Raw genomic sequence first — 24,921 nt, 5'->3', positions numbered from 1 at the left:
GCTGTATCGATGTGTCGTTTCATTTCCATGGAGGGAGAATGCTCATTCAAACAATCCTGTTTTTCGCCAATCCGGCTAGCAGAACGACCCTGCGGCGCGCCATCGCGACCGCTGCATTGCTGGTGGCCTCATCTGTTGTACCCCTGCAGGCGGCGTCGCTGTCATTGGAGGTCGAACTGGCCGACAGCTCCATTGCCTACCTCGATGAGTCGACCCAGGCGCGATTGTGGCCGCAAGTATGGACGGGGGCTGAGCTCGTTGCCTATTACTTCCCCTCTATCGGTAGCAAGGGCAAGACGCAGAAGACGCGGCCCAGCTTGCAGCTGTTCACCTGCATGGTCGGTACCGTCTGTGTCCCGGCGCCTCGTTTCGAGATGGAACGCTTGCCGGTGCGGCGCCAAGTGACGGTTCGCGCACAGGTGTTGCAGGGCAGTGCGGGGCAGCCGCTGAAGCTGCGCTTCGAGTTGCCCGAAACACCTGCCGAGCATTACAGCTTCAGCCATGCCGAATTGCGCGCACCGGCGGAGGCGCTGTGGCGCGAGCCCTTGTTTACAAGCTGGGCCCGCGATTTGTCGTGGGAGGCACGGCGGGGGTTCTCCAAGCGACGCAAGCAACCCCTGAGTATTGCGCTGGTCTTCCCGAAGCAGGATGTACCCGATTATCAGATGGTGGATCTCGCCGTCAGAACGCCAGGGGGAGATAGCCACCCTGGCGATCCTATGGCGGTGACGACCCTGCGTGCCAACCTGAAGGCGCCGGACGGCAGCGTGCGACAGCTGGCATGGCCGGGGCACTTGAGCCTGGACCTGCAGGAGCGGCTTGAGGCATCGCCGGACTGGGCCAGGACCGGCCGCGTGCCGGCTGCCGTCAAGCTCAATCAGTTTCCCAGGCGACTCTATTCGTATAGTGCCAAGGAACGCATCAGCACCGTCGTGATGCCGGATAGCACACCGCGCTGGTACGGCTTGAAGCACTACAACGCGCCCAAGGGCGTGTGGTTGCATCTGACCCAAAGCGGTCCCCTCGCGCAGGTGGAGCTGCTGGCCGAAGCGGGCGCCGAGCGGGCGATCGAGGGGCAGGTAGCGGTCAAGCGCGAAACCTGGCTGTTCTTTGCAGGCAAGCTGATGCGCTACCGCGGGCAATTGCATTACGGCAACGGTGCCGAGCACTTGCCCGACACCGAGTGGCGGATGGATTGGAGCAATGGCGAGCGATTGGAGGCGAGCGCCGCGAATGTGTCGTCCAATTCACTGAGCAAACAGCTGCCGGATTGCCGCTGGAATGGTTGCCGGAAAAACCTGGCCGAAGCTCAGGCCCAGTTGGCGGCGAGCGATGCGCAGCTGCAATCGGAAGGCGAACGCTACCTGCGGCTTGCGGGTTATCGCGATTGAAGCGGCGGATCATGGGTGCGGTCGCTCTTTAGGCCTTATACAGTGAATGGGGTGATGACGACCCTCTCGGGGACTTGTGGCTTTCTTGATTGACGTCAACCGCGCCAGCGGGGTGGGGCGGTAGTCTCGCGGCAACGTGCGAGGCCGGGGCGATTCCGTCTGGTCCTAGCCCATCGCATCCTTAGTCGAAACCACAAGGCTTCTTGTCCATGAACGACGCGGTACTGACCCACCTCGATTCCCTCGGCCGTGCGCGCATGGTCGATGTCACCGATAAACCTGTGAGCTTTCGCGAGGCGGTGGCCGAGGCCTGGGTGCATATGCGCGCCGAGACCGCGCGGCTGATCGTCGGCGGTGGGCATCCCAAGGGCGATGTGTTCGCGGTAGCGCGCATCGCCGGCATCCAGGCGGCCAAGCGCACCAGCGAGCTGATCCCGCTCTGTCATCCGTTGCTGCTGAGCAGCGTGGTGGTCGAGTTGAGCCTCGAGGATGAGCATCGCGTGCGCATCGTTTCGCGCTGCAAGCTGGCCGGGCAGACCGGGGTCGAGATGGAGGCGCTGACCGCCGCCAGCGTCGCCGCCCTGACGCTGTACGACATGTGCAAGGCGGTGGACCGCGGCATGCATATCGAATCGATCCGGCTGTTGCGCAAGTCCGGGGGCAAGAGTGGCGATTACCAGGCGCCGTCGGCATGAGGCTGCAGGTGCAGTATTTCTCCCGCTACCGGGAAACCCTGGGCTGCGCGAGCGAGGTGGTCGAAGGCGATTTCGCCTGCCTCGAGCACCTGCGCCGGCACCTGGCGAGCCGCTGCGGTATCTGGCGGGTGCTGGACGAACCGAGCCTGATGTGTGCCCGCAACCAGGACCTGTGCGGGCTCGACGAGGCGCTGGACGACGGCGACGAGGTGGCGTTTTTCCCGACGGTGACCGGAGGCTGAAGCGATGATCTATCCGCTGCTGCTCACCTTGCACCTGTTCGCCGCGCTGGTCTTCATCGGCACGGTGTTCTTCGAGGTGCTGTTCCTGGAACACATCCGCCAGCAACTGCCGGCCAAGCTTATGGTGCTGCTCGAACAGGGCATCGCCCGGCGTGCCCGCCAGCTGATGCCCTGGGTGCTGCTGGTGCTGTTCGGTGCCGGGCTGGGCATGGTCTGGGCGCGTTACCTGCCGGTGCTGGCAGCGCCCTTGGCGTCGTCGTTCGGCACCTTGCTGCTGCTCAAGATCCTGCTGGCCGCCAGCGTGCTCGGGCATTTCCTGGTGGCCATGCTGCTGTTCCGGAGCGGGCGCATGAATGCCCGCTATTCGCGCTTTATCCATCACAGCCTGTTCGGCCATATGCTGCTGATCGTGCTGCTGGCCAAGGGCATGTTCTACCTGAACTGGTAGGTCGGCGCCGACCCCACGCTTGATGCAAGTCAAGGAGCCCCGGGCGTTAACGCCGGACACTGGCCCTCCACCGCCAGCCATGGAGCCCAGTCATGCCCGATCTACTCCCGCACCGCAGCGAGCCGGTCGTTCGACGCGATCAAGGCGTGCTCGACCCCAACTGCCATGTCGACACCCGCCGCTTTCACGGCGGCATCGGCTCCCTGGACCTGCTGCGGGCATTGCGCAACAGCCGGCAGAAGCGCCGGCCGCTGTCCTTGAACGTGCAGTTCCCGCCGCGCCTGGCGGGCACGCCGGTGGACGCTGGCGCAAGCTACCTGCGGCGGCTGGAACGCGAGATCGACCTGGTGGGCTGCCACCTCGCGCCGGAGCAGCGTATCGAGCAGTTCCACCTGGGTGGCGGCACCCCGGAGGCGGCGCAGCTGCAACGCTTGATGCAGCACCTGCGCCAGCGCTTTCACTTCCTCGAACACGATTGCGGCGACTACAGCATCGACGTCGACCTGCACCACACCGACTGGGCGACCATGGGCCTGCTGCGTGACCAGGGGTTCAATCAGGTCAATATCGGGGTGCCGGATATCGGCAGCGACAGCCAGTTGTCGGTGGCCTGCTACCAGAACCCGGCGCTCATCCATTCGCTGATCGATGCGGCGCGGACCTTTGGCTATCGCTCGGTGAATGTCGACCTGGGGTATGGCCATGCCTGGCAGACCCCTGCGAGCTTCGCCTTGAAGCTGGGCACCCTGATCGAGCTGGAGCCCGATCGCCTGCAGGTGTTCGACTATGCCCAGCCACCGTTGCGCTACCGGCGCCAGAGCCAGGAGTGCCCCGCGGCCGCCTGCAGCCAGGAGGCCAAGGAGACGATGCGGCGCATCTGCTTCGAGCGCCTGCTGGCGGCGGGTTACCAGTACATCGGCCTGGGCCAGTTCGTGCGCCCCGACGACGACCTGATGATGGCCCAGGAGCGCGGCCGGCTGCGCCGCAACTGCCAGGGGTTTACCTGCCACGGCTACTGCGACCATGTGGGCTTCGGCCTGGGCGCCATCAGCCAGTTCGACGAGCTGTATACGCAGAACAGCGAGCGGCTCGACGACTATCTGCAACAGCTGGACCTGGGCCAGCTGGCGACCCGTCGCGGCTGGCGCTGCGAGGCCGGCGACCAGGTCCGGCAGCTGGTCATGGAGCGCCTGGCGTGTGACCTGGAGCTGGATATCCTGGCCATCGAAAGCCGCTACGGGCTGATCTTCCGCCAGTACTTCGCGTCCGCCTGGCTGCGCCTGCAACAGCTGAGCTGGAACGGCCTGGTGGAGCTTTCGGAGCGCTTTATCAGCATCTTGCCCGCCGGCCGGCTGGAGGTGGACAGCATCTGCCAGCTGTTCCAGGAGGACCTGGACAGCCAGGGGCAAGCCTCTGGTTGCGAGTGCGTCGAGCCCGATTGCGAGCGTTGATTGCAGGCGCTGATTTCGAGGCCTGAGCGCAGCCCGGCGCGGCACGCTTGACGGCGATCAAGTTTGCCCGCCGGTTCGCTTGCCGCTCCCTTGCGTGGCGCCTTAGCGTGGTCCCCGAACCCCGCTGTGAATCAGGTAGCCCATGGATCTCGGAACGGCTTGCGAACCCTTCTATCAACCCTTGAACAATGAACAGGCGCTGTTCGAACAGGCCTGGCGGCACGGCATGCCGGTGCTGATCAAAGGCCCCACGGGCTGCGGCAAGACCCGGTTTGTCCAGCACATGGCACACCGCCTGAACCTGCCGCTGCACACCGTGGCCTGCCACGACGACCTCAGCGCCGCCGACCTGATCGGCCGCCATCTGATCGGCGCCCAGGGCACCTGGTGGCAGGACGGGCCGCTGACCCGGGCGGTGCGCGAGGGCGGCATCTGTTACCTCGACGAAGTGGTCGAGGCGCGCCAGGACACGGTGGTGGTCCTGCACCCCCTGGCCGATGACCGCCGCGAGCTGTTCCTTGAACGCACCGGCGAAGTGTTGCGGGCGCCGTCGTCCTTCATGCTGGTGGTGTCCTATAACCCCGGCTACCAGAACCTGCTCAAGGGCATGAAACCCAGCACCCGCCAGCGCTTCGTGGCGATGCGCTTCGACTATCCGCCGCCGGCCGAGGAGGAACGCATCGTCCAGCGCGAGGCGCAAGTGGATGCTGCGCTGGCGCGGCAGATCGTCGGGCTGGGGCAGGCCCTGCGCCGCCTGGAGCAGCATGACCTGGAGGAGGTGGCGTCCACCCGGCTGTTGATTTTCACCGCGCGCATGATCGGCGCCGGCATGCCGCCGCGCGAAGCCTGCCTGGCGTGCCTGGCCGAACCCCTGAGCGACGACCCGGTGACGGTGGCGGCGCTGATGGACGTGGTCGATGTGCACTTCGGCTGACTCCGCCGCGGCAGCCACCGAGGCCTCGCGGCGCCACCTGCCGGGGGACCTGGCGATGTGGTTGTTCATCCTCGCCGAGCTGTCGGTGTTCGCCATCCTGATCCTCGCGTTCGCGGTGACCCAGCGGCTCAAGCCACAGCTGTTCGCCGAAAGCCGCCAACTGCTCGACAGCTCCAGCGGCCTGGCCATGACCCTGAGCCTGCTCAGCGCCGGGCTGCTGGCGGCGCTGGCCCAGGAACGGGTGCGTCGGGCGCGGCCACGCCAGGGCGCGGCGCTGCTGCTGGCGGCCTTGCTGGTGGCCACGGTCTACCTGCTGCTCAAGCTCGGCGAGTTCCGGCACCTGCTGGGCCTGGGCTTGGGGCTGGAGCACAACACCTTCTTTACCCTGTACTGGATCCTCAGCGGTTTTCATTTCCTCCATGTGCTGCCGGGCATGCTGATTTTCGCCTGGCTGGCGCAGCGTTGCCTGAGAGGCCGCTATGGCGCCGACAACTGCTCGGGTTTCGAATCCGGGGTGCTCTACTGGCACATGGTCGATCTGGTCTGGGTGCTGCTGTTTCCGCTGGTCTACGTTCTGGATTGACGAGGTGCGCATGTCCGCTGGCAGGTTCCTGTTGAGCTGTTGGGTCGCCCTGGTCGGTCTCAGCGTCGGCACGGTGTGGCTGGGCAGTTGGCTGGGGCCGGGCGCGCCGCGCGGGTTGGCGCTGCTGATCCTGCTGCTGGCGGTGGCCAAGGCCTGGCTGATCGCCGACGGCTTCATGGAGCTGCGCCACGGGCCGCGCCTGTGGCGCTGGCTGCTGCTCGGCTGGCCGCTGGCGTTGGCCTTGCTGCTGGGGCTGATCCTCAGTCTGTAAAGGCAATACCCGAGTAAAACCATCGGCGTTTCTTGATTGCCATCAAGCAGGTTTACGCCCCGCGCTTCCTATCATGGCCGGGCCAAGCCAAGAGGAAGCGAGCATGTCGCAGAACTTCACCAAAGGCATGGCCAGGAACATCTATTTCGGGGGAAGCGTGTTCTTCTTCCTGATCTTCCTGGCCTTGACCTATCACACGGAGCAGACCTTTCCCGTACGCAGCAACGACGCGCTGTTGAGCGCGGCGGTGGTGCGCGGCAAGACGGTCTGGGAACAGAACAACTGCATCGGCTGCCACACGCTGCTGGGCGAGGGCGCCTACTTCGCGCCGGAGCTGGGCAACGTGTTCCAGCGTCGCGGCGGCGAGGAGGGCTTCAAGCCCTTCCTGCAAGCCTGGATGAAGATGCAACCCCTGGGCGTACCCGGACGCCGGGCCATGCCGCAATTCAACCTGAGCCCGCAGGAGGTCGACGACATCGCCGAATTCCTCAAGTGGAGTTCGAAGATCAATACCAATGGCTGGCCGCCAAACAAGGAGGGCTGAACGATGCGTCTTGCCAATCCACACCTGAAATTCGCCTCGCAGGCCGTGGCCAAACCCTACTTCGTGTTTGCCCTGATGCTGTTCCTCGGCCAGGTGCTGTTCGGTTTGATCATGGGCCTGCAATACGTGATCGGCGATTTCCTGTTCCCGATCATTCCCTTCAACGTGGCGCGCATGGTCCACACCAACCTGCTGATCGTCTGGCTGCTGTTCGGCTTCATGGGCGCGGCCTACTACCTGATCCCGGAAGAGGCCGACCGCGAACTGCACAGCCCGAAACTGGCGCTGCTGCTGTTCTGGGTGTTCGCCGCCGCCGGCGTGCTGACCATCCTCGGCTACCTGCTGGTGCCCTACGCGGGCCTGGCCCGGCTGACCCACAACGAGCTGCTGCCGACCATGGGCCGCGAGTTCCTCGAGCAGCCGACCATCACCAAGATGGGCATAGTGCTGGTGTGCCTGGGCTTTCTCTACAACATCGGCATGACCCTGCTCAAAGGCCGCAAGACCACCGTCAGCATGGTGATGATGACCGGGCTGATCGGCCTCGCGGTGTTCTTCCTGTTCTCCTTCTACAACCCGGCCAACCTGGCCCGCGACAAGTTCTACTGGTGGTGGGTGGTGCACCTGTGGGTGGAGGGTGTGTGGGAGCTGATCATGGGCGCGATGCTGGCCTTCGTGCTGATCAAGGTCACCGGCGTGGACCGCGAAGTGGTGGAGAAATGGCTCTACGTGATCATCGCCATGGCGCTGATCAGTGGGATCATCGGCACCGGCCACCACTTCTTCTGGATCGGCGCGCCCGAGGTCTGGCTGTGGGTCGGCTCGATCTTCTCGGCCCTGGAGCCGCTGCCGTTCCTGGCCATGGTGATCTTCGCCTTCAGCCTGGTGAAGAACCGCCGCCGCCAGCACCCCAACCGCGCCGCCACGCTGTGGGCCAAGGGCACCACGGTGACCGCGTTCTTCGGTGCCGGGGTCTGGGGTTTCCTGCATACCCTGGCGCCGGTCAACTACTACACCCATGGCACGCAACTGACCGCGGCCCACGGCCACCTGGCGTTCTACGGCGCCTACGCGATGATCGTCATGACCCTGATCAGCTACGCCATGCCGCGCCTGCGCGGGCTCGGCGAAGCGGCGGACGAGCGTTCGCAGACCCTGGAAGTCTGGGGCTTCTGGCTGATGACCCTGTCGATGGTGATGATCACCCTGTTGCTCACCGCCGCCGGCGTGGTCCAGGTGCTGCTGCAACGCTGGGCCGAGGACGGCACGGCGATGCCGTTCATGGCCACGGTGGAGCATCTCAATGGGCTGTTCTGGGCACGCCTGATCAGCGGGCTGGGGTTCTTCGCCGGGCTGCTGTGCTACCTGCTGAGCTTCCGCCAGCGCGGCCGCGCCGCCTTGCGCGTCGCCACCTCTGTGACCCCTTGATATGTAGCCGCCTGTAGCCGCTGCCGAGCGCAGCGAGGCTGCGATCGGTTTGGGCGGCATTCCGACGCAGCGGCCGCAAACAGGGCCATGCGGTCTTTCCGGCAAACCGCGTGCACAGGTTTTGCGAGGACTACGTCCTCGAACGCAGCCTCGCAGGCTCGGCAGCGGCTACAGAACAACGCACGACGACGGTCTATGTAGCCGCTGTCGAGCGCAGCGAGGCTGCGATCGGCTGCGCAGCGGCCGCAAGCCGGGCCATGCGGTCTTTCCGGCAAACCGCGCGCGCAGGTTTTGCGAGGACTACGTCGGAATGCCGCCCACCTCGATCGCAGCCTCGCAGGCTCGGCAGCGACTACAGCGCACCGTTTTCCTGCATTCGAAAAAGGAGGCTCCATGGCCTTTACCCTGGAACTGGAAGAGTGGGTCGGCAGTGTCTGGCATCGTTTCATCACCCGTCGCGCCAGCGTGGACTTTCCCGAGGCGCGAATCGAGCTGGCGCCGCGCCAACGTTCCCTGGCCCTGCTGTTGCGGGCCATGGGCGGCGCCGGCCGCGGCGTCGAGGCGGCCAGCGAGCGCGACCTGCTGTTGCGCCGCAGCCTGTTGCAGCAGATCGCCGGCACCTGCCGGCAAACGCCCCTGGCCTGGTGCGACACCGACAACCTGCGCCTGCCGGCCAGCCTCGCGGTGTTCCCCGAGGCGGCGTTGAACGAGGAGCTGTATCGCTGGCTGGCCTTGCTGGCGGCGCAGTCCGGGCCGATGCGCCATTGGGGCCGGGACAATCAGCGCTGGATCCGGCGCCTGCTGCAACGCTACCCGGCGCTGCGTGAGCGCTACCGGCGGCTGGTGGAGGCGCACCTGCAACTGCGCCCCGATCCAACCTCGCTGAGCCGCCCCGAAGCTGCGCTGGAACGGGCCCTGTGCCAGGCCCTGCGCGAGCCCGGCAGTGTCGCCGAGTTTCCCCGCAGTGAGCGCGCGGCCTGGCCCGTGCCGCTGTGGCTGTACCCGCCGCTGCACCTGGCCAGCCCGCTGACCGCCGATCTGGAGGACTCGGCGGAGGACCTGGCCACCGCTGCCGGCGAGCAGGCGGGCGGGCGCAAGCGCGCCAGCCGGGTCGAGGACCACAGCCGCGACGGCGGCCTGCTGATCGTGCGCCTGGAGAACCTGTTCAGCTGGACCGAGCATGTGGACCTCGACCGCTGGGCCGACGACAGCCAAGACCCGGACGCCGCCCGGGTCGCCGCCGACCTGGATGAGCTGACCCTGTCGCGCACCCGCCTGCGCAAGGGCGGCGGCCTCAAGCTGCACCTCGACCTGCCGCCGACCGACGTCGACGACATTCCCCTGGGCGAGGGCATCCACCTGCCGGAATGGGACTACCGCAAGGGCCGCCTGCAAGAGCACTTCGTCAACCTGCAGATGCTGGTGCCGCGCGATTGCCAGGCGCAGCCGCTGCCGTTGCGTCTGAAACCGTCGGCGCAGTTGTTGTGGCGGCAGTTCCAGCAGTTGCGCAACGAGCGCCAATGGTTGCGCCAGCAGCCCCAGGGTTCGGAACTGGACCTGCAGGCCTGGCTGGATTTTCACGTCGAGCGCGCCCATGGCGCCTGTGCCGAGCGCGGCCTGTTCATGGAGCAGCGCCAGACCCGGCGCGACCTGGCGTGCCTGTTGCTGGCCGATGTCTCGATGTCCACCGACGCCCACCTCAACGACGAGCACCGGGTGATCGAGGTGATCCGCGACAGCCTGCTGCTGTTCGGCGAAACCCTGGCTGGCCTCGGTGATGACTTTGCCCTGTACGGATTTTCCTCGTTGCGCCGCCAGCAGGTGCGCATGCAGGAACTCAAGGCCTTCGACCAGCGTTACGACGACCATACCCGCGGGCGCATCCTGGGGCTCAAGCCGGGTTTCTACACGCGCATGGGCGCGGCGATTCGCCAGGCCACGCGCCTGCTCGGCAACTGCAAGCGCCAGCGCAAGCTGTTGCTGTTATTGACCGACGGCAAGCCCAACGACCTGGACCTCTACGAAGGCCGTTATGGCGTCGAGGACACCCGCGAGGCGGTACTGGAAGCGCGGCGCCAGGGGCTGACACCGTTCTGCATCACCATCGACCGCGAGGCCGCGGCTTACCTGCCGTACCTGTTCGGCGTCAATGGCTACACCCTGATCCGCCGGCCCGAGCAACTGCCGCTGCGTCTGCCGCAGTTGTATCGGCAACTGACCCAGCCTTGAGGCGCCCGCCGCCTGGGACACCTTCGCCGGCCAGGGCAGGCGAGGGGGAAGGGTTCAATGTTCCAGGCAAACCAGATGTGCAGGCCTTGCGAGGACTGCGTCGGAATGCCAATCAGGCAACGCGTTATTTCAGGTAAATCTCGCGCATAGGTTTTGCGAGGACTGCGTCCTCGATCGCAGCCTCGCAGGCTCGGCAGCGGCTACAGGACCGCGCACGACTCCAGACCTGTAGCCGCTGTCGAGCGTTAGCGAGGCTGCGATCGGTATGGGCGGCATTCCGACGTAGCGGCCGCAACGGTGTTTCAGGCAAAAGCGTCCGCTAGGAACGCGGCAACCAGAAGAACATCGCCACGCAGAACAGCGTCAGGCCGATGCAGAACCCGGTAAAGCGCCGCAGCCGCCGTTGTTCGGTGTGCACCGCAGTAGCGGGAAGGGGCATGCCGCAATGGCGGCAGGAGGCTTGCCCGGGCGGGTTGGGGCCTTGGCAATACAGGCAGACCGGCCCGGCGCTCATTCGAATTGCTCCAGCCGCGGACGGTCGAGAATGACGATCTGGCGGCCGTCCTGGCTGATGATCTTTTCATCGATCAGGCGCCGGATGATCCGCGAGAAGGTCTCCGGCTGGATCGCCAGGTGGCCGGCGATCAACTGCTTGGCCATCGGCAGCTCGAACCGGCGCTCCACCGGTTGCAGCTGCATCAGTTGCGTCAGCAGATAACGCACCACCCTGTGGGTGGCGTTCTTCAGCGACAGGGTTTCGATCTCGTCGACCCGCTGGTGCAGGCGCACGCAGAGCTTGCCGAGCAGGGCGAAGGTCAGGCGGCTGTTGCTTTGCAGCAGGCGCAGGTAGGTGTCGTTGGACAGCCGATAGAGCTGGGTCGGGCCGATGGCTTCGGCGCAGGCCACATAGTCCGGCGTGTCCATCAGCATCATCGCCTCGGCGAAGGTCTGGCGCGGGCCGATGACCTCGAGCACTTTTTCCTGCCCATCCGGCGTCAGGCGGTAGACCTTCACCGCGCCGGCGATCACGAAATAGAAAGCTTCGGCCGGCTCGCCCTGGCGGAACAGCGGGTCGCCCTTGTCGAGGCTGAGCAACTGGCTGGCCGCCATCAGCTCGTCCAGCTGTTCCTCGTTCAGGGGCTCGAACAGGTGATGGCTGCGCAGGATCTGGTGATGCACGCGATGTAGCACCATGAATATTCATCCTTATGGCTGGGGGAAAGGTGCTGCCGTGGTTCAGACGAGGCCCAGGGCGACGCGGCTGGCGAGGGCCAGGATCGCGCCCAGGACGACAAACCACGTCAGTGGCTGGAGGGTCTTTTTCAGGGTGGCTCCGGCGGTATTCATGGTGGCTCCGGTCATTTGGGAGGGATTTGGGTGCCCTGTGTTCAGCAAGACCCGGGCCAGGCGCCAGGGCCCCTGTAGGCGGGGGATCTGCGGCTGCATGGTCAAAAAGACCTGGCGATTTCGGGTGTAAATGACTAGCGAATGGTCATTTTGACCCTCGCGCTGTAAGGCGAGCCCCGGCACCGCGCCGGCCGCAACCCCGGCCCGCCGGCTTATGGCCGTTCCTGGTGGTGATCGGGCCCCGGGGCACGGCCCTTGCACTGCCAGACAGGACGGCGGGCACAACAGCCCGCCGCATCCCGGGCAAGCTTGATTTGCGACAACGGCAAGGGCGCGCCAATGGCCGATGATGGCCGGGGATTTCATTCGCCGCGTGTCGACCGTCGCCGGGTCGCACGCTGGGTAAAGGAGTGGGCTTGATGCAAGTACTTGAGCGTCGTGCGGCGATGGCAATCGTGCCGCTGTTACGCCTGGCCTTCCGGCCGTTTTTCCTCGCCGGTTGTGTCCTGGCGCTGCTGGTGGTGCCGCTGTGGCTGGCGGCGCTGCAGGGCGCCCTGGGCGACTGGCAACCGGCGGGAGGCTGGCTGGGCTGGCACCGCCACGAATTGCTGTTCGGTTTCGGCCTGGCGATCATCGCCGGCTTCCTGCTGACCGCGGCGCAGACCTGGACCGGCCAGCCGGGCCTGAGCGGCAAGCCGCTGGCGGCCCTGGCCTTGCTCTGGCTGGCCGCGCGCCTGGCCTGGCTGGGCAGCGCGCCCTGGCCGCTGCTGGCGGTGCTGGAACTGGGGTTTCCCCTGGCGCTGGCCGGGTTGATGGGCCGCATGCTGTGGAAGGTGCGCCAGCAGCGCAACTACCCGATTGTCCTGGTGCTGCTGTTGCTCGCCGCAGCGGACGGCCTGTCGGTGGCCGGCCTGCTGCAAGGCCACGAAGGCTGGCAGCGCCAGGGCGTGCTGAGCGGCCTGTGGCTGGTGGCGGCGATGATGAGCCTGATCGGCGGGCGGGTGATTCCGTTTTTCACCCAGCGCGGCCTCGGTCGGGTCGCGGCCGTGACGCCCTGGCCATGGCTCGATTATCTGCTGCTGGCGGGCTCGGCCCTGGTGGCGCTGCTGTATGCCGCCGGGCCGGCGCTTATCGCCAATACCTGGGTTGGCGCGCTGTTCCTGCTGCTGGCGGCCGCGCATCTGCTGCGGTTGTGGCGCTGGCAGGACCGCGGGCTGTGGCGCGTGCCACTGCTGTGGTCGCTGCACCTGGCCTACGGCTGGCTGGCGCTGGCGTGCCTGGGCATGGCGCTGTGGCATTTCGGCGCGCCGCTGAACCCCAGCCTGGCCGTGCACGGCCTGACCGTCGGCGCCATGGCCGGGCTGATCCTGGCGATGATCGCCCGGGTCAGCCTGGGCCATACCGGGCGGCCGCTGGAGCCGCCAGCGGGCATGACCCTGGCGTTCATCCTGCTCAATCTGGCCTGCCTCAGCCGGGTGCTGCTGGTGCTCTGGTTGCCGGTGGCGGCGTTGTGGCTGGCGGGCCTGTGCTGGGCCCTGGCCTTTGCCCTGTACGTCTGGCGCTACGGGCCGATGCTGCTGCGGGCGCGGGTCGACGGGCACCCGGGCTGAGCCCTGAATGCGGAGCAAGGAGAAGGGCAATGATTTATCCCTGGTTAGTGGTTATCCACCTGCTGGCGGCCATCGGCTTTATCGGCACGCTGTTCTTCGAGGTGTGCATCTGGCACACGGCGCGCCGGCAACTGGCGACGGACGCCCAGGTGGCGGCGGACCAGGCCATCGCGGTGCGTTCGCGCAAGGTCCTGCATGGCGTGGTGCTGCTGTTGTACGGCGCCGGTATCGGCCTGGCCTGGCAGCATCGCGGGGCCTTGAGCCAGCCCTTGAGCAGCAGTTTCGCCAGCCTGTTGAGCCTGAAGATCGCCCTGGCCCTGAGCATCATCGGCCATTACCTGCTGCTGGCGTACTGGTTGAAAACGTCGCGGCTGAGCGCCGGCCGCGCCTGCTGGATCCGCCGCAGCGTGCTGGGGCACATGCTGCTGATCGTGGTCCTGGCCAAGGCGATGTTCTATTGGCATGGCTGAATGAACGTGCCAGCCACCGGGCTGGCACGCAGGGGCGGGGGTCAAGCGTTCAGGGCGTTGGCGAACAGCACGTTGTTTTCCAGATGGATGTGCTGCATCAGGTCGTCGCGAAATTCGCTCAACCCGCGGTACAGCGCGCGCCAGGTGTTGCAGGCGTCGGCGGGCGGGGTGATGTGGTCGGTCAGCACCAGCAGTTTTTCCAGGGCCTCGCCATGTTGCTCGTGCTCCAGGCGCAGCACATGGATCGGCGGCGCCGCCCGGCGGCCCAGGCCCTGTTGCAGCATCGGGAACAGCACCTGTTCTTCCTTGAGCATGTGGCCTTCGAGTTCCTGCTGCATGTCCCGCAGGTGATCGGCCAGGCCGTTGGGGCAGGTGTCGCGGGCGCCGTGGACTTGCTCCACACGGCAGGCCAGGCGGATCAGTTCCGGCAGCTGTTCGCGGTGGCGGGCGTGGTAGCGGGTGAGGATATGGGCGATCAGCGCCTCGCTCGGTTCATCGCGCCAGTCGTGCCGCCGGGCGTCGCTGTCTTGCAGCAGGTGCAGGGCCTCGGCGATCTGCACGGGGTCGAGGCCTTTGCCGAGGGCGGCGTCGCGCAGGGTTTTCTGCCCGCCGCAGCAGAAGTCCAGGTTGAACTCATGAAACACCCGGCTGGCGCCGGGGATGTCGCAGGCCAGCTGGCCGAGGCTTTGCGCCAGGAGGTTGGGCTGCGAAGCGTCTTGTTGGGTAAGACCGGGTCGTTCCAGCAGTGTCGGGTTCATCAGGTTTTCCTTGTTGTGGCAACGGTTCCCCTGGGCCGTTGCATCCGCCATGCCAGCTGTAACTTATTGAAAGTAATGGACTGATTTTTTGTCGTGGTGCGGATGACCCTGAAATCTCGGGGTCGGAACCACCAGAAAGGGTGATGACTACCATGTTGCGTGAAAGTCTGGCGGCCGACCTGATTGTCGAGTTGCCCAATGCCGTGCGGTTGCAGCGTCTGGTGCAGACCCTGCGTGAATACTTCAAGGCCGGGGCCGTGGGCCTGCTGCGCCTGGACGACGACAGCCTGCGGCCGCTGGCCACCGTCGGCCTGGTGCATGAAGCCCTCGGGCGGCGCTTCGTGATCGCCCAGCACCCGCGCCTGGCGGCGATCATGGCGTCCCGCGAGCCCACCTGGTTCGAGCCCGACAGCCGCCTGCCGGACCCTTATGACGGGCTGCTCGACCACCCGGACAGCGGGCCGCTGGCGGTGCACGACTGCATGGGCGTGAGCCTGTATGTGGAAGGGCGGGTCTGGGGCGCCATCACCCTCGACGCGCTGCGGCCCGGGACCTTCGATCGCCGGGCGCGGGACGAGCTCAAGCGCTGCAGCCTGCAGATCGAGGCGGCGCTGCGGGTCACCCGCCTGGAACAGGAAAACCGCAGCCTGCGCCTGTCGCGCAGCGAGCCGCAGGATGCTCGCGGGCCGGTGGAGGAGGGCGAGATCCTCGGCCAGAGCGAAGTCCTGCATCAGTTGCTCAACGAGCTGGACGTGCTCGCCGATTCCGAGCTGCCGGTGTTGCTGCTGGGCGAGACCGGGGTTGGCAAGGAGCTGTTCGCCCGGCGCCTGCATCGCCTGTCCCGGCGCGCCCACAAGCCGCTGGTGCAGGTCAACTGCGCGGCGCTGCCGGAATCCCTGGCCGAGAGCGAGCTGTTCGGTCACGTCAAGGGCGCCTTCTCCGGCGCCACCAGCGACCGCGCCGGGCGCTTCGACGCGGCCAACGGCGGCACGCTGTTTCTCGACGAGGTCGGCGAGCTGCCGCTGAGCGTGCAGGCCAAATTGCTGCGTACCCTGCAGAACGGCGAGATCCAGCGCCTGGGGGCGGACAAGCCGCTGCATGTGGATGTGCGCATCATCGCCGCGACCAACCGCCACCTGCCGGACAGCATTCGCGACGGGCTGTTTCGCGCCGACCTGTACCACCGGCTTTCGGTGTACCCGGTGCCGATCCCGCCGCTGCGCGAACGCGGCTCCGACGTGTTGCTGCTGGCCGGGCATTTCCTCGAGTTGAACCGCAGCCGTCTCGGCCTGCGCGGCCTGCGCCTGTCGCCGGCGGCTGAACGGGCGCTGCTGGCGTACCCCTGGCCGGGCAATGTGCGCGAGCTGGAACACGTGATCAGCCGCGCCGCCCTCAAGCAGCTCAGCCGTGGCGGCAGTCGCAACCTGATTTTGACCCTGGAGCCGGAAGTCCTCGATCTCGACAGCACGCTGAAGGGCGCGGAGCCGCTCGAACAGTCGCCGCCGGCGGCCGACGACGGGCCGTTCCAGCCCCTGAGCGAAGCCGTCGACGAGTACCAGCGGCAGAAGATTCACCAGGCCCTGAGCCGCTGTCGCAACAACTGGGCCCGCGCCGCCCGGCTGCTGGAGGTCGACCCGAGCAACCTGCACAAACTGGCCCGGCGCCTGCGGCTCAAATAGCAGGCCGGCCGACGTTCGATTGCTTGCGATGGTCGTCAACGATGACGCGCATAACCTGACACCCCGCGTCGTCCTCAGGTTCATCGCGAGCAATCGAGCGTCGACCGGCTGCTCCTACAGAAGCAACTGCTGGCCCACCTCGATCGCAGCCTCGCAGGCTCGGTAGCGGCTACGGAACATGGGTGTCTTGGAGGGGGCGGCGCAGTTGCTACAGAAGATAGGGATCGGCAACTGACGTTGATGGCGATCAAGGTCATGCCAGGCGGCTCCTCGCAGACTGCGGCAAACCCCAACGGAGATCACCCTCATGCCGCTTTCCCTGGCCCAGATGCGCCGTAACTATTGCCGCGATGGCCTGGCCGACGAGGCCGCGCCGGACGATCCGCTGCCGCTGTTCCGCCAGTGGCTGCAACAGGCCCGCGACACCGAGCAGGCGCCGGTGGAGGCCAACAGCATGTGCCTGGCCACGGTCGACGAACAGGGCCAGCCCCATTGTCGGGTGCTGTTGCTCAAGGGCCTGAGCGATGAAGGTTTCACCTTCTTCGGCCACTACCAGAGCGCCAAGGGCCTGGAGCTGGCGGCCAATCCCCGGGCCGCCATGACCTTCTTCTGGCCGGCCCTGGAGCGTCAGGTGCGCATCGAAGGATGGGTATCGCGGTTAGCGCCGCGGCTGTCGGATGTGTATTTCGATTCGCGCTCCCTGGCCAGTCGCCTCGGTGCCTGGGCCTCGCCGCAAAGCCAGCCCTTGGCCAACCGGCTGCAACTGGAATCCCTGCTGGCCAGCACCACCAGCCGTTTCGACGGCCAGTCGCTGCCGCGCCCCGAACACTGGGGCGGCTACTGCCTGCGCCCGCAACGCCTGGAGTTCTGGCAGGGGCGCAGCGACCGTCTGCATGACCGCCTCGACTACCGCCTGCACCAGGGCGTGTGGCGCCACGGCCGGCTGGCGCCCTGAGGGTCGTCGTCCCGTCGAGGTACCTCCTTGGAGGAATAGGTTCGTCGGCGGATTCGGTTCAGGCTGGGGCCAATCTCAATTCACGGGAAGGCTTGGATATGGCCCATCTGGCGCAACGCACGTTTCAACCCCTGAACATTGCCGTGCTGACCATCAGCGATACGCGCACCCTGGAAACCGACACCTCGGGCCAGACCCTCTGCGACCTGTTGCAGAGCGCCGGCCATGTGCTGGTCGATCGTGGTCTGGTGCCGGACGACATCTACCAGATCCGCGCCAGCGTCTCGCGCTGGATCGCCGACCCCCAGGTGCAGGTGGTGCTGATGACCGGCGGCACCGGATTCACCGCGCGGGACAACACGCCCCAGGCAGTAATGCCGCTGCTGGACAAGCATGTGGAAGGTTTCGGCGAGCTGTTCCGCCAGGTGTCGGTGGAAGAAATCGGCATGTCCAGCCTGCAGTCGCGGGCCCTGGCCGGGGTCAGCAACGGCGTGCTGGTGGTGTGCGTGCCGGGCTCGCCGGGGGCCTGCCGCACCGCCTGGAACATGATCCTGCGCCCACAGCTGGACAGCCGCACCGGTCCGTGCAATTTCGCCCCCCACCTCAAGCCGCAGACCCATGAGGGACCGCCACAGAACATCGAGGCCTGTGGGGCGCGGTCGTGACCGGCTGTGGCTGCGACAGCGGCCAACTGATCCCGGTGGACCAGGCCATCGCCCATCTGCTGGACCAGGCGCCGCCACCACCGACGACCCAGATCATCGCCCTGGAGCAGGCCCTGGGCCGGGTGCTGGCGGCGGACCTTCATTCGCCGCTGGACCTGCCCGGCTGGGACAACAGCGCCATGGACGGCTACGCGTTGCGCGCCGCCGACCTGCCGCCCGCCGGTGGCCGCCTGACCCTGGGGGGACGGATCGCCGCCGGGCAAGCGGGGGAGACTCCCTTGGCGGCGGGGCAGGCGGTGCGCATCTTCACCGGCGCGCCCTTGCCGCCGGGGGCCGATACGGTGGTGCCCCAGGAGAACTGCCGGGTCGAGGGCGGGCAAGTCTGGTTGCCGCCGGCGACTGTCGGCGCTCACGTGCGCCAGCAGGGCGAGGAGGTCGCCCGCGGCGATCTGTTGCTCAAGGCCGGCAAGCGCCTGCGAGCCCAGGAGCAGGGCTTGCTGGCGGCGGCCGGGATCGCCCGGGTCGAGGTCTATCGGCCGTTGCGCGTGTGCCTGCTGAGCAGTGGCGACGAGCTGCGCGAACCCGGCCAGCCCCTGGCGCCGGGGCAGATCTACAACAGCAATCGCTATTGCCTGTCGGCGTTGCTGCGCGGCTGGGGCGTGGAGGTGCACGACTACGGGGTGATGGCCGACGAGCTGGCGGCCAGCCGCCACGCCTTGAGCCTGGCCTCGTCGGAGTGCGACCTGCTGCTGACCTCGGGCGGGGTGTCGGTCGGCGAGGAAGACCACCTCAAGCAGGCCATTGAGGAGCTGGGCCATGTGGATTTCTGGCGCCTGGCGATCCAGCCGGGCAAGCCCCTGGCCTTTGGCGCAGTGGCCGGCAAGCCGTGGCTCGGCCTGCCGGGCAACCCCTCGGCGGCGCTGGTGACCGCGCTGGTGGTGGTGCGCCCGTTCCTGCTGCGGGCCCAGGGCGTGACGGATGTGCTGCCGCGGCCCATGGCGTTGCCGGCGGGCTTCGAGTGGTTGCAGCGCAACCGCCGGCGCCAGTACCTGCGCGCCCGCCTGGTGCCCGGCGACGATGCCCAGGTTCGTGTGCAACCGCACCCGCAGCAAAGCTCGGCGATGCTCGCCGCCGCCTGCTGGGCCGAGGGCCTGGCGCTGGTGGAAGGCGAGCGCTTGGTACGTCCGGGCGATCCGGTGCCGTTCCTGTCGTTCGCCGAACTGATGCAGTGACGGCAATTGATTGCGGTCAAGGCCGTGGCTGTCGGTCTGGCTAGACTGGCAGCGCATTTCCGATCGCTGCGCACGCGTCGCTCCGGCGCGTTCTTTGATGAGGAACCCCCATGCAACTGGTCTGCCCCGCAGGCAACCTGCCTGCGCTTAAAGCGGCGGTGCGCCAAGGCGCCGATGCCGTCTACGTCGGCTTTCGCGACGACACCAACGCCCGGCATTTCGCCGGCCTGAACATGGACGACAAGCAGTTCGACGCGGCGGTCGCGCATATTCGCCAGCACCAACGCAAACTCTATGTGGCGGTCAACACCTACCCCCAGCCCCAGGGCTGGGCGCGCTGGCAACGGGCGGTGGACCGCGCCGCCGAGCATGGGGTCGACGCGCTGATCGCCGCCGATCCGGGCGTCCTGGCCTATGCCAGCCAGCGCCATCCGCAATTGAACCTGCACCTCTCGGTACAGGGCTCGGCGACCAATGCCAGCGCCCTGGCGTTCTACGCCCAGCACTACAACATCCGCCGCGCCGTCCTGCCGAGGGTGCTGTCCCTGGCCCAGGTGCGCCAGGTGGCGGCCAGCAGCACGGTGCCGATCGAAGTATTCGCCTTTGGCAGCCTGTGCATCATGGCCGAAGGGCGTTGCCACCTGTCTTCCTACATCACCGGCGAGTCGCCGAACCTGTGCGGCGTCTGCTCGCCGGCCAAGGCGGTGCGCTGGAGCGAGGACGCCGAAGGCTTGAGCGCGCGCCTCAGCGAAGTGCTGATCGACCGCTATCAAGCCGACGAGCCAGCCGGCTACCCGACCCTGTGCAAGGGCCGCTTCCTGGTGGAGGGCAAGCGCTTCCATGCCCTGGAGGAACCCACCAGCCTCGACACCCTGGACCTGCTGCCGGAGCTGGCGGCGATCGGCGTCGAGGCGGTGAAGATCGAAGGCCGCCAGCGCAGCCCGGCCTATGTCGAGCAGGTCACCCGGGTCTGGCGCGCGGCGCTGGATGCCCATCGCGCCGCGCCCGCCAGTTTCACGGTCAAGGACCAGTGGCGCCAGGTGCTGGCCGGCCTGTCCGAGGGCAGCCAGACCACCCTGGGTGCCTACCATCGATCATGGCAATGAGGAATTCGCGATGAAGCTCAGCCTGGGCCCCGTCCTGTTCTACTGGGACAAGGAGCAATTGGGGCGTTTTTATGCCGAGATGTCGGCCTTGCCCCTGGATGTGATTTACCTGGGGGAAACCGTGTGTTCGAAACGCCGGGCGCTGTCCCTGGACCAGTGGCTGGGCCTGGGGCGCGAACTGCAGGGCTGCACGTCGGCGCAGATCGTGCTCTCCAGCCTGACCCTGATCGAAGCCGCCTCGGAGCTGTCGAGCCTGCGGCGCCTGTGCGACAACGGCGAGCTGCTGGTGGAGGCCAACGACATGGGCGCGGTGCAGTTCCTCGCCGAGCGCAAATTGCCCTTCGTCGGTGGCCCGGCGCTGAACCTGTACAACGGCCACGCCCTGGCCCAGTTGCAGGGCTGCGGGATGATCCGCTGGGTGCCGCCGGTGGAGTGTTCGGCGGCGCTGATCCGCGCGGTGCTGGAGCAGGTGCGCGAGCTGGGCCAGGCGTTGCCCGAGGTCGAAGTCTTCGCCTATGGGCATCTGCCGTTGGCGTATTCCGCGCGCTGCTTCACCGCCCGGGCCCAGGACCGGCCCAAGGACGACTGCCAGTTCTGCTGCATCCAGTACCCCGACGGCCTGGCGCTGAGCAGCCAGGAAGGCCAGGCGCTGTTCACCCTCAATGGCATCCAGACCCTGTCCGCCGAGGTCACCAATCTGCTGGCGGACTATGCCGGGCTGGTGGCCTGCGGCGCCGACCTGCTGCGCCTGAGCCCGCGGGCCCAGGGCATGGGCGAGGTGATCGAGGCCTATCAGCGGGTGCGCCAGGGTGCGACGCCACCGCTGTTCGTCGAGGGCTGCAACGGTTATTGGCATGGCCAGGCCGGGATGTTGCGCGTCGAGGAGGTGGGCCTGTGCTGAGTGGCAAATCCAAACGCAAGGACTGGCTGCTGCGCAGCGCCGACCGGCTGCTGCCATTGCTGCGGCGGGTGCCGTTCGGCGTGCAGCGCCTGGCCTTGCAGCAGGGGCTCAACCGCTGTTTGGCCGAGCCGCTGCGCGCCGGCGAATTCGACCTGCTGCGCCGGCGATGGCTGTGCCTGCGGATTCCCGACCTGGGCCTGGCCTGGTACCTGACCCGCGACCGCGACGGCCTGCGCATTGCCGAACGCGCCCGGGCCGACGTGACCATCAGCGGCAACTGGCGCGAGTTCCTGCTGCTGGCCAGCCGTCAGGAAGACCCGGACACCTTGTTCTTCCGCCGGCGCCTGGTGATCGAGGGCGATACCGAGCTGGGCCTGACCCTGAAAAACCTGATCGACAGCCTCGATCCGGACGTATTGCCGGTCTGGCTGTGGCGCAATCTGGAACGGGCGGGCAAGGGGTTGGCCGCAGGCTGAAGGCGTCGGCTTGTCAGTGCCAGGATGCACCGCCGGCAGGTCAGCTTCTGTAGGAGCCAGCTTGCTGGCGATTCTGGCGCCGCAGTATGCCTGGGACGCCGCCATCGCGAGCAAGCTCGCTCCTACAGGGAATAGGGGCGGGCCTGCTGCCGCTCAGCCCTGGTAGGCGGCCAGCTCCTCGGCGCCGGGGATCTGGATAGTGCGCCGCTCCATGGCGATCAGGCCGCTTTCCACCAACCGATGGAGGATGCGCGAGAAGGTCTCCGGCTGGATCCCCAGCTTGGAGGCCACCAGGCGCTTGGACACTTGCAGCACCACCTCGCCGCTGTGCGGGTCGCGCTCCTGCAACAGGAAATTCACCACCCGCCGGCTGGCGCTGCCCAGGGTCAGGGTGTCGATATCCTTGAGGCGCTGGTGCAGGTGCACGCTCATGCTCGCCAGGATCGCCAGGCACACCTGCGGCTGGTCCTCCAGGGCGTGGCGGTAATGGTTGCCGTCGATGCTGACCAGCACGCTGTCTTTCAGCGCAGTGGCGTTCACCGGGTAGAAGCGCGCCTGGCTGAACAGCAGGGCCTCGGCGAAGGTCTGCCCGGGCTGGATGATTTCCACCAGGTTCTCCTGGCCTTCGCCGGTGATGCGATACAGCTTGACCTGGCCGCTGACCAGCAGGAAAAAGCGCTTGGCCGGGGCGCCCTGGTGCATCAGGGTGTTGTGGCTGGGCAGGCGCCTGAGCATGGCCCGGGCACAGACCTCCTCGAAGACCTTGTCCGGCAACTGGCTGAACAGATGATGGCGACGCAACAACAGCACGATGGAAGGGTGGGTCAGCATGAGTACCTCCGCTGCCGGCCATGGTAGAGCGCGCGGCTGCCAGGGCCTATGCCTCCACCGGCGTACCTCCAAAGGGGCAGGGGGCCAAAGGGGCAGGAGGGGCTAAGCGCGGCTCAGCCGGCGTTGCGCAGGTGTTCCATGGCCCACACGGCGGCCTCGACCCGCGAGCGCAGGCCGAGCTTGTGCAGCAGGTTCTTCACATGGACCTTGACCGTGCCTTCGGTGATACCCAGCTTGTGGCCGATGACCTTGTTGCTGTAGCCGCTGGCGATGGTGCGCAGCACCTGGCGCTCGCGCTCGGTCAGCTCGACCTCCGGCTGGCGCGGCGGCGAACGCAGGGCCTGGGCCATGACCCGGGTCAGCCCCGGGCTGATCACCAGGGCGCCGCTCAGGGCATCGCGCAGGTACTGGATCAGCAACTCGGGCTCCATGTCCTTGAGCAGGTAGCCGTCGGCGTCCAGGCGCAGGGCGTCGCGAATGTCGTCCTCGGCGTCGGACACGGTGAACAGCAGCACCTTGCCGCGGTAGTCCATGGCCCGCAGGCGGCGCAGGGTCTCGATGCCGTTGAGTTGCGGCATGTTGTTGTCGAGCAGCACCAGGTCGGGCTGCAAGGGTTCGATCAGGCCCAGGGCTTCTTCGCCGTGGCTGGCTTCGCCGACGATCTGCAGGTCGTCTTCCAGTTCGAGCATCTGGCGGATGCCGCGACGCATCATCGGATGGTCGTCGACCAGCAGGATCCGGTAGGTGGGGGATGGGTTCATGCGGCGCTACCTTGTGTGGGGACGGCGAGAAACTCCGGACGGAATTCCATCTGCACCAGGGTGCCCTGGGGCGTCCTGGAAGAAATCTGCAACTGGCCATGCAGGCTGCGGGCCCGCTCATCCATGATGTTCAGGCCGTGGTGTTCGCGCTGGTTGCCACTGTTGTCGTGGTCGCCGCTGAAGCCGCGGCCATCGTCCTCGATCGACAGGCGCAGGGTTTCGCCATGCTGGCGCAGTTGCAGCCAGACATTCTCCGCGTGGGCGTGGCGCAGGCAGTTGGAGAGCGCCTCGCGGGTGATCTGCAGCAGGTGGATCTGCTCGCTGGCCGACAGCTCGAAAGCCAGGCTGTCGAGTTGCACATGCACCTGGAAATCGCCGCGGCGCGAGAACTCCTCGGTGGTCGCCTCAAGCTCGCGCACCAGCCCGGCGTCGTGGATCTGCAAGCGAAAGGTGGTCAACAGTTCGCGCAGCTGGCGGTAGGCATTGTTCACCCCCTCGCGCAGTTCGGCGGTGACGTTCTCCAGGGTGCTCAGCGGTTCGCCACGGCGCATCAGGGTCTGCATGCGGCTGACCTGCAGCTTCATGTAGGACAGGGCCTGGGCCAGGGAGTCGTGCAGCTCGCGGGCGATGATCGCGCGCTCTTCGAACAGCAGCAGGCGATGGTCCTGTTCGCGCTGGCGCTTGAGCGACAGCGAGGTGCCGATCAGGTTGGCCAGGGCCTGGATCAGTTCGGTTTCCCAGGCTTGCGGGGCATGGCCGTCGACGAAGTGCGCCTTGAGCTCGCCCAGTTCGCTGCCCTGGTTGCTGATGCTGAAACGCTGCCGGGCGATCGGCTGCTGCCGTTGGCAGCTGGCGCAATCGCTGACCGCGCAGACCTCTCGGCTGTCGGCGCCATGCAGGGCGATCAACTGCTGTGCCGGGGCCTGCAACTGGCCTTGCAGGCACAGCGACAGGCGCAACCCCGGCAGGCGCTGCTGGAAGCGCCGGATCAGTTCGTCCAGGCCTTCGGCGTTGGCCAGCCGCGTGGCCAGGCTGCGGCTGCTCTGGTACAGCAGCTCCAGGGCGGCGTTGGCCTGTTGCAGGTTGTGGGTCTTTTGCCGCACCAGGGTTTCCAGGGTGCGGTGGGATTGCTCGATGGTCTCGGCCATGGCGTTGAAGCTGGTGGCCAGTTGGCCCAGTTCGTCCCGGGACTGGTGGTTGACCCGCACCTGGAAGTCGCCACGGCGAAAGCGCTGGGTGGCTTCCACCAGTTCCTGCAAGGGCGTGACCACGCCGTATTGCAGTTCGTACAGGCCCAGCAGCAGGACGAACAGGGTGGTGAACAGCGCCGCGCCCTGGATCAACTGTTGCCAGGTCTGCTTATGTTCGCTCTGGCGTTGCAGCAGGCTGACGAACTGGTTCAGCTGTTCGACGAAGGGCAGGGCCAGGGCCTGGAACGCGGCGGCATCGCGTTGTTCCAGGGCTGGCTGCAACTCAGCGTTCCAGCGTTGCTGGATCTGCCGGTAGCTGTCCACCAGCTCGGGGTCGGCGCCGTCTTCCAGCACCGCCCTGAGCGACTGGCTGTCGAGGCGCTGTTGCAGGCTCTGGCGGATCTGCTCGATCTCTTCGGCGCTGGCGCCCGCGGCCAGCTTCCAGCTCAGGTGGTAGGTCTCCATGCGCACCGAGCCCGCGGTGTTGATGGCCGCCGCGTCGCCCTGGCTGAACCAGGCGATCAGCCCGGCGCTCAGGGAACTGGCCAGCGCCAGCACGGCGATCAGGATCACCGCCAGGCCGGCGCGGGCGGGCAGGGAACTGCGCAGCCAGCGGATCAAGGGCGCGGGCCGGATGTGAACGGGGGAAGGGCGGACATAGCAGGCTCCAGGGACGACTGGCGATGGTTTTGCAGCCGGTCCCTGGCGCTCTACCTCTAAAGAG

Annotated in this window: 26 protein-coding genes; 20 read left to right on the top strand and 6 right to left on the bottom strand. The window is 66.9% G+C overall.

Features of this window, described 5'->3' with window-relative positions; all coding sequences use genetic code 11:
• Window positions 1-38: 38 nt before the first annotated feature.
• The 11 genes from AC07PQ_RS01900 (at window position 39) to AC07PQ_RS01850 (ending at window position 10,216) form a co-directional block, all read left to right on the top strand.
• Window positions 39-1,391, top strand: coding sequence for a hypothetical protein (locus tag AC07PQ_RS01900; RefSeq protein WP_493184620.1), 1,353 nt, complete (start codon window positions 39-41; stop codon window positions 1,389-1,391).
• A 209-nt stretch (window positions 1,392-1,600) separates the two neighbouring features.
• Window positions 1,601-2,086 (top strand): cyclic pyranopterin monophosphate synthase MoaC, encoded by a 486-nt coding sequence (moaC, locus tag AC07PQ_RS01895; protein WP_007929119.1) that lies wholly within the window; start codon window positions 1,601-1,603, stop codon window positions 2,084-2,086.
• The gene (locus AC07PQ_RS01890) at window positions 2,083-2,328 is read left to right on the top strand and encodes a MoaD/ThiS family protein (RefSeq protein ID WP_007929122.1); all 246 of its coding nucleotides are present in this window, start codon (window positions 2,083-2,085) and stop codon (window positions 2,326-2,328) included. The genes moaC and AC07PQ_RS01890 overlap by 4 nt, the downstream gene beginning before the upstream one ends.
• A 4-nt stretch (window positions 2,329-2,332) precedes the next feature.
• Window positions 2,333-2,776, top strand: a complete 444-nt coding sequence (locus AC07PQ_RS01885) for a CopD family copper resistance protein (RefSeq protein ID WP_493184621.1) — start codon at window positions 2,333-2,335, stop codon at window positions 2,774-2,776.
• A 92-nt stretch (window positions 2,777-2,868) separates the two neighbouring features.
• Entirely contained in the window at window positions 2,869-4,227 is a 1,359-nt protein-coding gene (locus tag AC07PQ_RS01880; RefSeq protein WP_493184622.1) for an oxygen-independent coproporphyrinogen III oxidase, read from the top strand.
• 142 nt (window positions 4,228-4,369) lie between these two features.
• Window positions 4,370-5,161 carry a CbbQ/NirQ/NorQ/GpvN family protein gene (locus AC07PQ_RS01875; protein WP_053261570.1) on the top strand — a complete coding sequence of 264 codons (792 nt, stop codon included), beginning with the start codon at window positions 4,370-4,372 and terminating at the stop codon, window positions 5,159-5,161.
• On the top strand, window positions 5,145-5,744 hold the full coding sequence (locus tag AC07PQ_RS01870) for a cytochrome c oxidase subunit 3 (RefSeq protein ID WP_493184623.1): 600 nt from the start codon (window positions 5,145-5,147) through the stop codon (window positions 5,742-5,744). The genes AC07PQ_RS01875 and AC07PQ_RS01870 overlap by 17 nt, the downstream gene beginning before the upstream one ends.
• 10 nt (window positions 5,745-5,754) lie before the next feature.
• Window positions 5,755-6,015, top strand: a complete 261-nt coding sequence (locus AC07PQ_RS01865) for a cytochrome C oxidase subunit IV family protein (protein WP_493184624.1) — start codon at window positions 5,755-5,757, stop codon at window positions 6,013-6,015.
• Between the two features lie 103 nt (window positions 6,016-6,118).
• Window positions 6,119-6,559, top strand: a complete 441-nt coding sequence (locus AC07PQ_RS01860; RefSeq protein ID WP_007929128.1) for a c-type cytochrome — start codon at window positions 6,119-6,121, stop codon at window positions 6,557-6,559.
• Window positions 6,560-6,562: 3 nt separating this feature from the next.
• On the top strand, window positions 6,563-7,987 hold the full coding sequence (locus tag AC07PQ_RS01855) for a cbb3-type cytochrome c oxidase subunit I (protein WP_457276607.1): 1,425 nt from the start codon (window positions 6,563-6,565) through the stop codon (window positions 7,985-7,987).
• A 393-nt stretch (window positions 7,988-8,380) separates the two neighbouring features.
• A complete protein-coding gene (locus AC07PQ_RS01850) occupies window positions 8,381-10,216 on the top strand; it encodes a nitric oxide reductase activation protein NorD (protein WP_493184625.1) in 1,836 nt (611 codons plus the stop codon).
• Between the two features lie 319 nt (window positions 10,217-10,535).
• On the opposite strand, the gene AC07PQ_RS01845 is transcribed toward AC07PQ_RS01850, so the two are convergent.
• The gene (locus AC07PQ_RS01845; RefSeq protein WP_493184626.1) at window positions 10,536-10,730 is read right to left on the bottom strand and encodes a protein DnrP; all 195 of its coding nucleotides are present in this window, start codon (window positions 10,728-10,730) and stop codon (window positions 10,536-10,538) included.
• Complete coding sequence (locus AC07PQ_RS01840) at window positions 10,727-11,410, bottom strand: Crp/Fnr family transcriptional regulator (RefSeq protein WP_493184627.1); 684 nt, start codon at window positions 11,408-11,410, stop codon at window positions 10,727-10,729. The genes AC07PQ_RS01845 and AC07PQ_RS01840 overlap by 4 nt, the downstream gene beginning before the upstream one ends.
• Before the next feature lie 572 nt (window positions 11,411-11,982).
• On the opposite strand from AC07PQ_RS01840, the gene AC07PQ_RS01835 reads away from it, so the two are divergent.
• Together AC07PQ_RS01835 and AC07PQ_RS01830 are read left to right on the top strand one after the other, a co-directional pair.
• Window positions 11,983-13,173: an NnrS family protein gene (locus AC07PQ_RS01835; protein WP_493184628.1), complete on the top strand. Its 1,191-nt coding sequence runs from the start codon at window positions 11,983-11,985 to the stop codon at window positions 13,171-13,173.
• 29 nt (window positions 13,174-13,202) lie between these two features.
• The gene (locus AC07PQ_RS01830) at window positions 13,203-13,643 is read left to right on the top strand and encodes a hypothetical protein (RefSeq protein ID WP_150051843.1); all 441 of its coding nucleotides are present in this window, start codon (window positions 13,203-13,205) and stop codon (window positions 13,641-13,643) included.
• A gap of 41 nt (window positions 13,644-13,684) precedes the next feature.
• Here AC07PQ_RS01830 and ytfE read toward each other — a convergent pair whose 3' ends face one another.
• Window positions 13,685-14,401 carry an iron-sulfur cluster repair protein YtfE gene (gene ytfE, locus AC07PQ_RS01825; RefSeq protein ID WP_493184629.1) on the bottom strand — a complete coding sequence of 239 codons (717 nt, stop codon included), beginning with the start codon at window positions 14,399-14,401 and terminating at the stop codon, window positions 13,685-13,687.
• A 152-nt stretch (window positions 14,402-14,553) separates the two neighbouring features.
• Here ytfE and norR point away from each other — a divergent pair, with 152 nt between their 5' ends.
• From norR to ubiT, 7 genes are all read left to right on the top strand, one after another.
• Window positions 14,554-16,080, top strand: coding sequence for a nitric oxide reductase transcriptional regulator NorR (norR, locus tag AC07PQ_RS01820; RefSeq protein WP_053261607.1), 1,527 nt, complete (start codon window positions 14,554-14,556; stop codon window positions 16,078-16,080).
• Window positions 16,081-16,387: 307 nt separating this feature from the next.
• Window positions 16,388-17,035 carry a pyridoxamine 5'-phosphate oxidase gene (gene pdxH / locus AC07PQ_RS01815; RefSeq protein ID WP_493184630.1) on the top strand — a complete coding sequence of 216 codons (648 nt, stop codon included), beginning with the start codon at window positions 16,388-16,390 and terminating at the stop codon, window positions 17,033-17,035.
• 98 nt (window positions 17,036-17,133) lie between these two features.
• Complete coding sequence (moaB, locus tag AC07PQ_RS01810; RefSeq protein WP_007927485.1) at window positions 17,134-17,700, top strand: molybdenum cofactor biosynthesis protein B; 567 nt, start codon at window positions 17,134-17,136, stop codon at window positions 17,698-17,700.
• Window positions 17,697-18,932, top strand: a complete 1,236-nt coding sequence (locus AC07PQ_RS01805; RefSeq protein WP_493184631.1) for a molybdopterin molybdotransferase MoeA — start codon at window positions 17,697-17,699, stop codon at window positions 18,930-18,932. Before moaB ends, AC07PQ_RS01805 begins: the two co-directional genes overlap by 4 nt.
• Window positions 18,933-19,042: 110 nt before the next feature.
• Window positions 19,043-20,038 (top strand): ubiquinone anaerobic biosynthesis protein UbiU, encoded by a 996-nt coding sequence (gene ubiU, locus AC07PQ_RS01800; protein WP_053261556.1) that lies wholly within the window; start codon window positions 19,043-19,045, stop codon window positions 20,036-20,038.
• Window positions 20,039-20,048: 10 nt separating this feature from the next.
• Entirely contained in the window at window positions 20,049-20,939 is an 891-nt protein-coding gene (locus AC07PQ_RS01795) for a U32 family peptidase (RefSeq protein WP_053261555.1), read from the top strand.
• Window positions 20,933-21,415, top strand: a complete 483-nt coding sequence (gene ubiT / locus AC07PQ_RS01790) for a ubiquinone anaerobic biosynthesis accessory factor UbiT (protein WP_087092108.1) — start codon at window positions 20,933-20,935, stop codon at window positions 21,413-21,415. Before AC07PQ_RS01795 ends, ubiT begins: the two co-directional genes overlap by 7 nt.
• Before the next feature lie 153 nt (window positions 21,416-21,568).
• On the opposite strand, the gene AC07PQ_RS01785 is transcribed toward ubiT, so the two are convergent.
• The 3 genes from AC07PQ_RS01785 to AC07PQ_RS01775 all read right to left on the bottom strand — a co-directional run bounded on the left by AC07PQ_RS01785 (window position 21,569) and on the right by AC07PQ_RS01775 (window position 24,818).
• Complete coding sequence (locus AC07PQ_RS01785) at window positions 21,569-22,246, bottom strand: Crp/Fnr family transcriptional regulator (protein WP_493184632.1); 678 nt, start codon at window positions 22,244-22,246, stop codon at window positions 21,569-21,571.
• Between the two features lie 113 nt (window positions 22,247-22,359).
• On the bottom strand, window positions 22,360-23,007 hold the full coding sequence (narL, locus tag AC07PQ_RS01780; RefSeq protein WP_007928738.1) for a two-component system response regulator NarL: 648 nt from the start codon (window positions 23,005-23,007) through the stop codon (window positions 22,360-22,362).
• Window positions 23,004-24,818, bottom strand: coding sequence for a HAMP domain-containing protein (locus AC07PQ_RS01775; protein WP_493184633.1), 1,815 nt, complete (start codon window positions 24,816-24,818; stop codon window positions 23,004-23,006). The genes narL and AC07PQ_RS01775 overlap by 4 nt, the downstream gene beginning before the upstream one ends.
• Between the last annotated feature and the right edge of the window lie 103 nt (window positions 24,819-24,921).

Source organism: Pseudomonas sp. GW821-FHT09E12 (assembly GCF_059416085.1).
The sequence above is the reverse complement of the archived record's forward strand: the minus strand, read 5'-3'. Positions and strand labels throughout refer to the sequence as shown.

Excerpts from the sequence above, each read along its gene's own strand:
- AC07PQ_RS01865 (WP_493184624.1), top strand. The coding sequence starts at position 5,755 with ATGTCCGCTGGCAGGTTCCTGTTGAGCTGTTGGGTCGCCCTGGTCGGT.
- ytfE (WP_493184629.1), bottom strand. The coding sequence starts at position 14,401 with ATGAACCCGACACTGCTGGAACGACCCGGTCTTACCCAACAAGACGCT.
- AC07PQ_RS01795 (WP_053261555.1), top strand. The coding sequence starts at position 20,049 with ATGAAGCTCAGCCTGGGCCCCGTCCTGTTCTACTGGGACAAGGAGCAA.
- narL (WP_007928738.1), bottom strand. The coding sequence starts at position 23,007 with ATGAACCCATCCCCCACCTACCGGATCCTGCTGGTCGACGACCATCCG.
- AC07PQ_RS01835 (WP_493184628.1), top strand. The coding sequence starts at position 11,983 with ATGCAAGTACTTGAGCGTCGTGCGGCGATGGCAATCGTGCCGCTGTTA.
- ubiU (WP_053261556.1), top strand. The coding sequence starts at position 19,043 with ATGCAACTGGTCTGCCCCGCAGGCAACCTGCCTGCGCTTAAAGCGGCG.
- AC07PQ_RS01785 (WP_493184632.1), bottom strand. The coding sequence starts at position 22,246 with ATGCTGACCCACCCTTCCATCGTGCTGTTGTTGCGTCGCCATCATCTG.
- AC07PQ_RS01850 (WP_493184625.1), top strand. The coding sequence starts at position 8,381 with ATGGCCTTTACCCTGGAACTGGAAGAGTGGGTCGGCAGTGTCTGGCAT.
- AC07PQ_RS01890 (WP_007929122.1), top strand. The coding sequence starts at position 2,083 with ATGAGGCTGCAGGTGCAGTATTTCTCCCGCTACCGGGAAACCCTGGGC.
- AC07PQ_RS01870 (WP_493184623.1), top strand. The coding sequence starts at position 5,145 with ATGTGCACTTCGGCTGACTCCGCCGCGGCAGCCACCGAGGCCTCGCGG.
- AC07PQ_RS01840 (WP_493184627.1), bottom strand. The coding sequence starts at position 11,410 with ATGGTGCTACATCGCGTGCATCACCAGATCCTGCGCAGCCATCACCTG.
- norR (WP_053261607.1), top strand. The coding sequence starts at position 14,554 with ATGTTGCGTGAAAGTCTGGCGGCCGACCTGATTGTCGAGTTGCCCAAT.
- AC07PQ_RS01900 (WP_493184620.1), top strand. The coding sequence starts at position 39 with ATGCTCATTCAAACAATCCTGTTTTTCGCCAATCCGGCTAGCAGAACG.
- AC07PQ_RS01845 (WP_493184626.1), bottom strand. The coding sequence starts at position 10,730 with ATGAGCGCCGGGCCGGTCTGCCTGTATTGCCAAGGCCCCAACCCGCCC.
- AC07PQ_RS01875 (WP_053261570.1), top strand. The coding sequence starts at position 4,370 with ATGGATCTCGGAACGGCTTGCGAACCCTTCTATCAACCCTTGAACAAT.
- moaC (WP_007929119.1), top strand. The coding sequence starts at position 1,601 with ATGAACGACGCGGTACTGACCCACCTCGATTCCCTCGGCCGTGCGCGC.
- AC07PQ_RS01885 (WP_493184621.1), top strand. The coding sequence starts at position 2,333 with ATGATCTATCCGCTGCTGCTCACCTTGCACCTGTTCGCCGCGCTGGTC.
- AC07PQ_RS01860 (WP_007929128.1), top strand. The coding sequence starts at position 6,119 with ATGTCGCAGAACTTCACCAAAGGCATGGCCAGGAACATCTATTTCGGG.
- AC07PQ_RS01855 (WP_457276607.1), top strand. The coding sequence starts at position 6,563 with ATGCGTCTTGCCAATCCACACCTGAAATTCGCCTCGCAGGCCGTGGCC.
- pdxH (WP_493184630.1), top strand. The coding sequence starts at position 16,388 with ATGCCGCTTTCCCTGGCCCAGATGCGCCGTAACTATTGCCGCGATGGC.
- AC07PQ_RS01830 (WP_150051843.1), top strand. The coding sequence starts at position 13,203 with ATGATTTATCCCTGGTTAGTGGTTATCCACCTGCTGGCGGCCATCGGC.
- moaB (WP_007927485.1), top strand. The coding sequence starts at position 17,134 with ATGGCCCATCTGGCGCAACGCACGTTTCAACCCCTGAACATTGCCGTG.
- AC07PQ_RS01880 (WP_493184622.1), top strand. The coding sequence starts at position 2,869 with ATGCCCGATCTACTCCCGCACCGCAGCGAGCCGGTCGTTCGACGCGAT.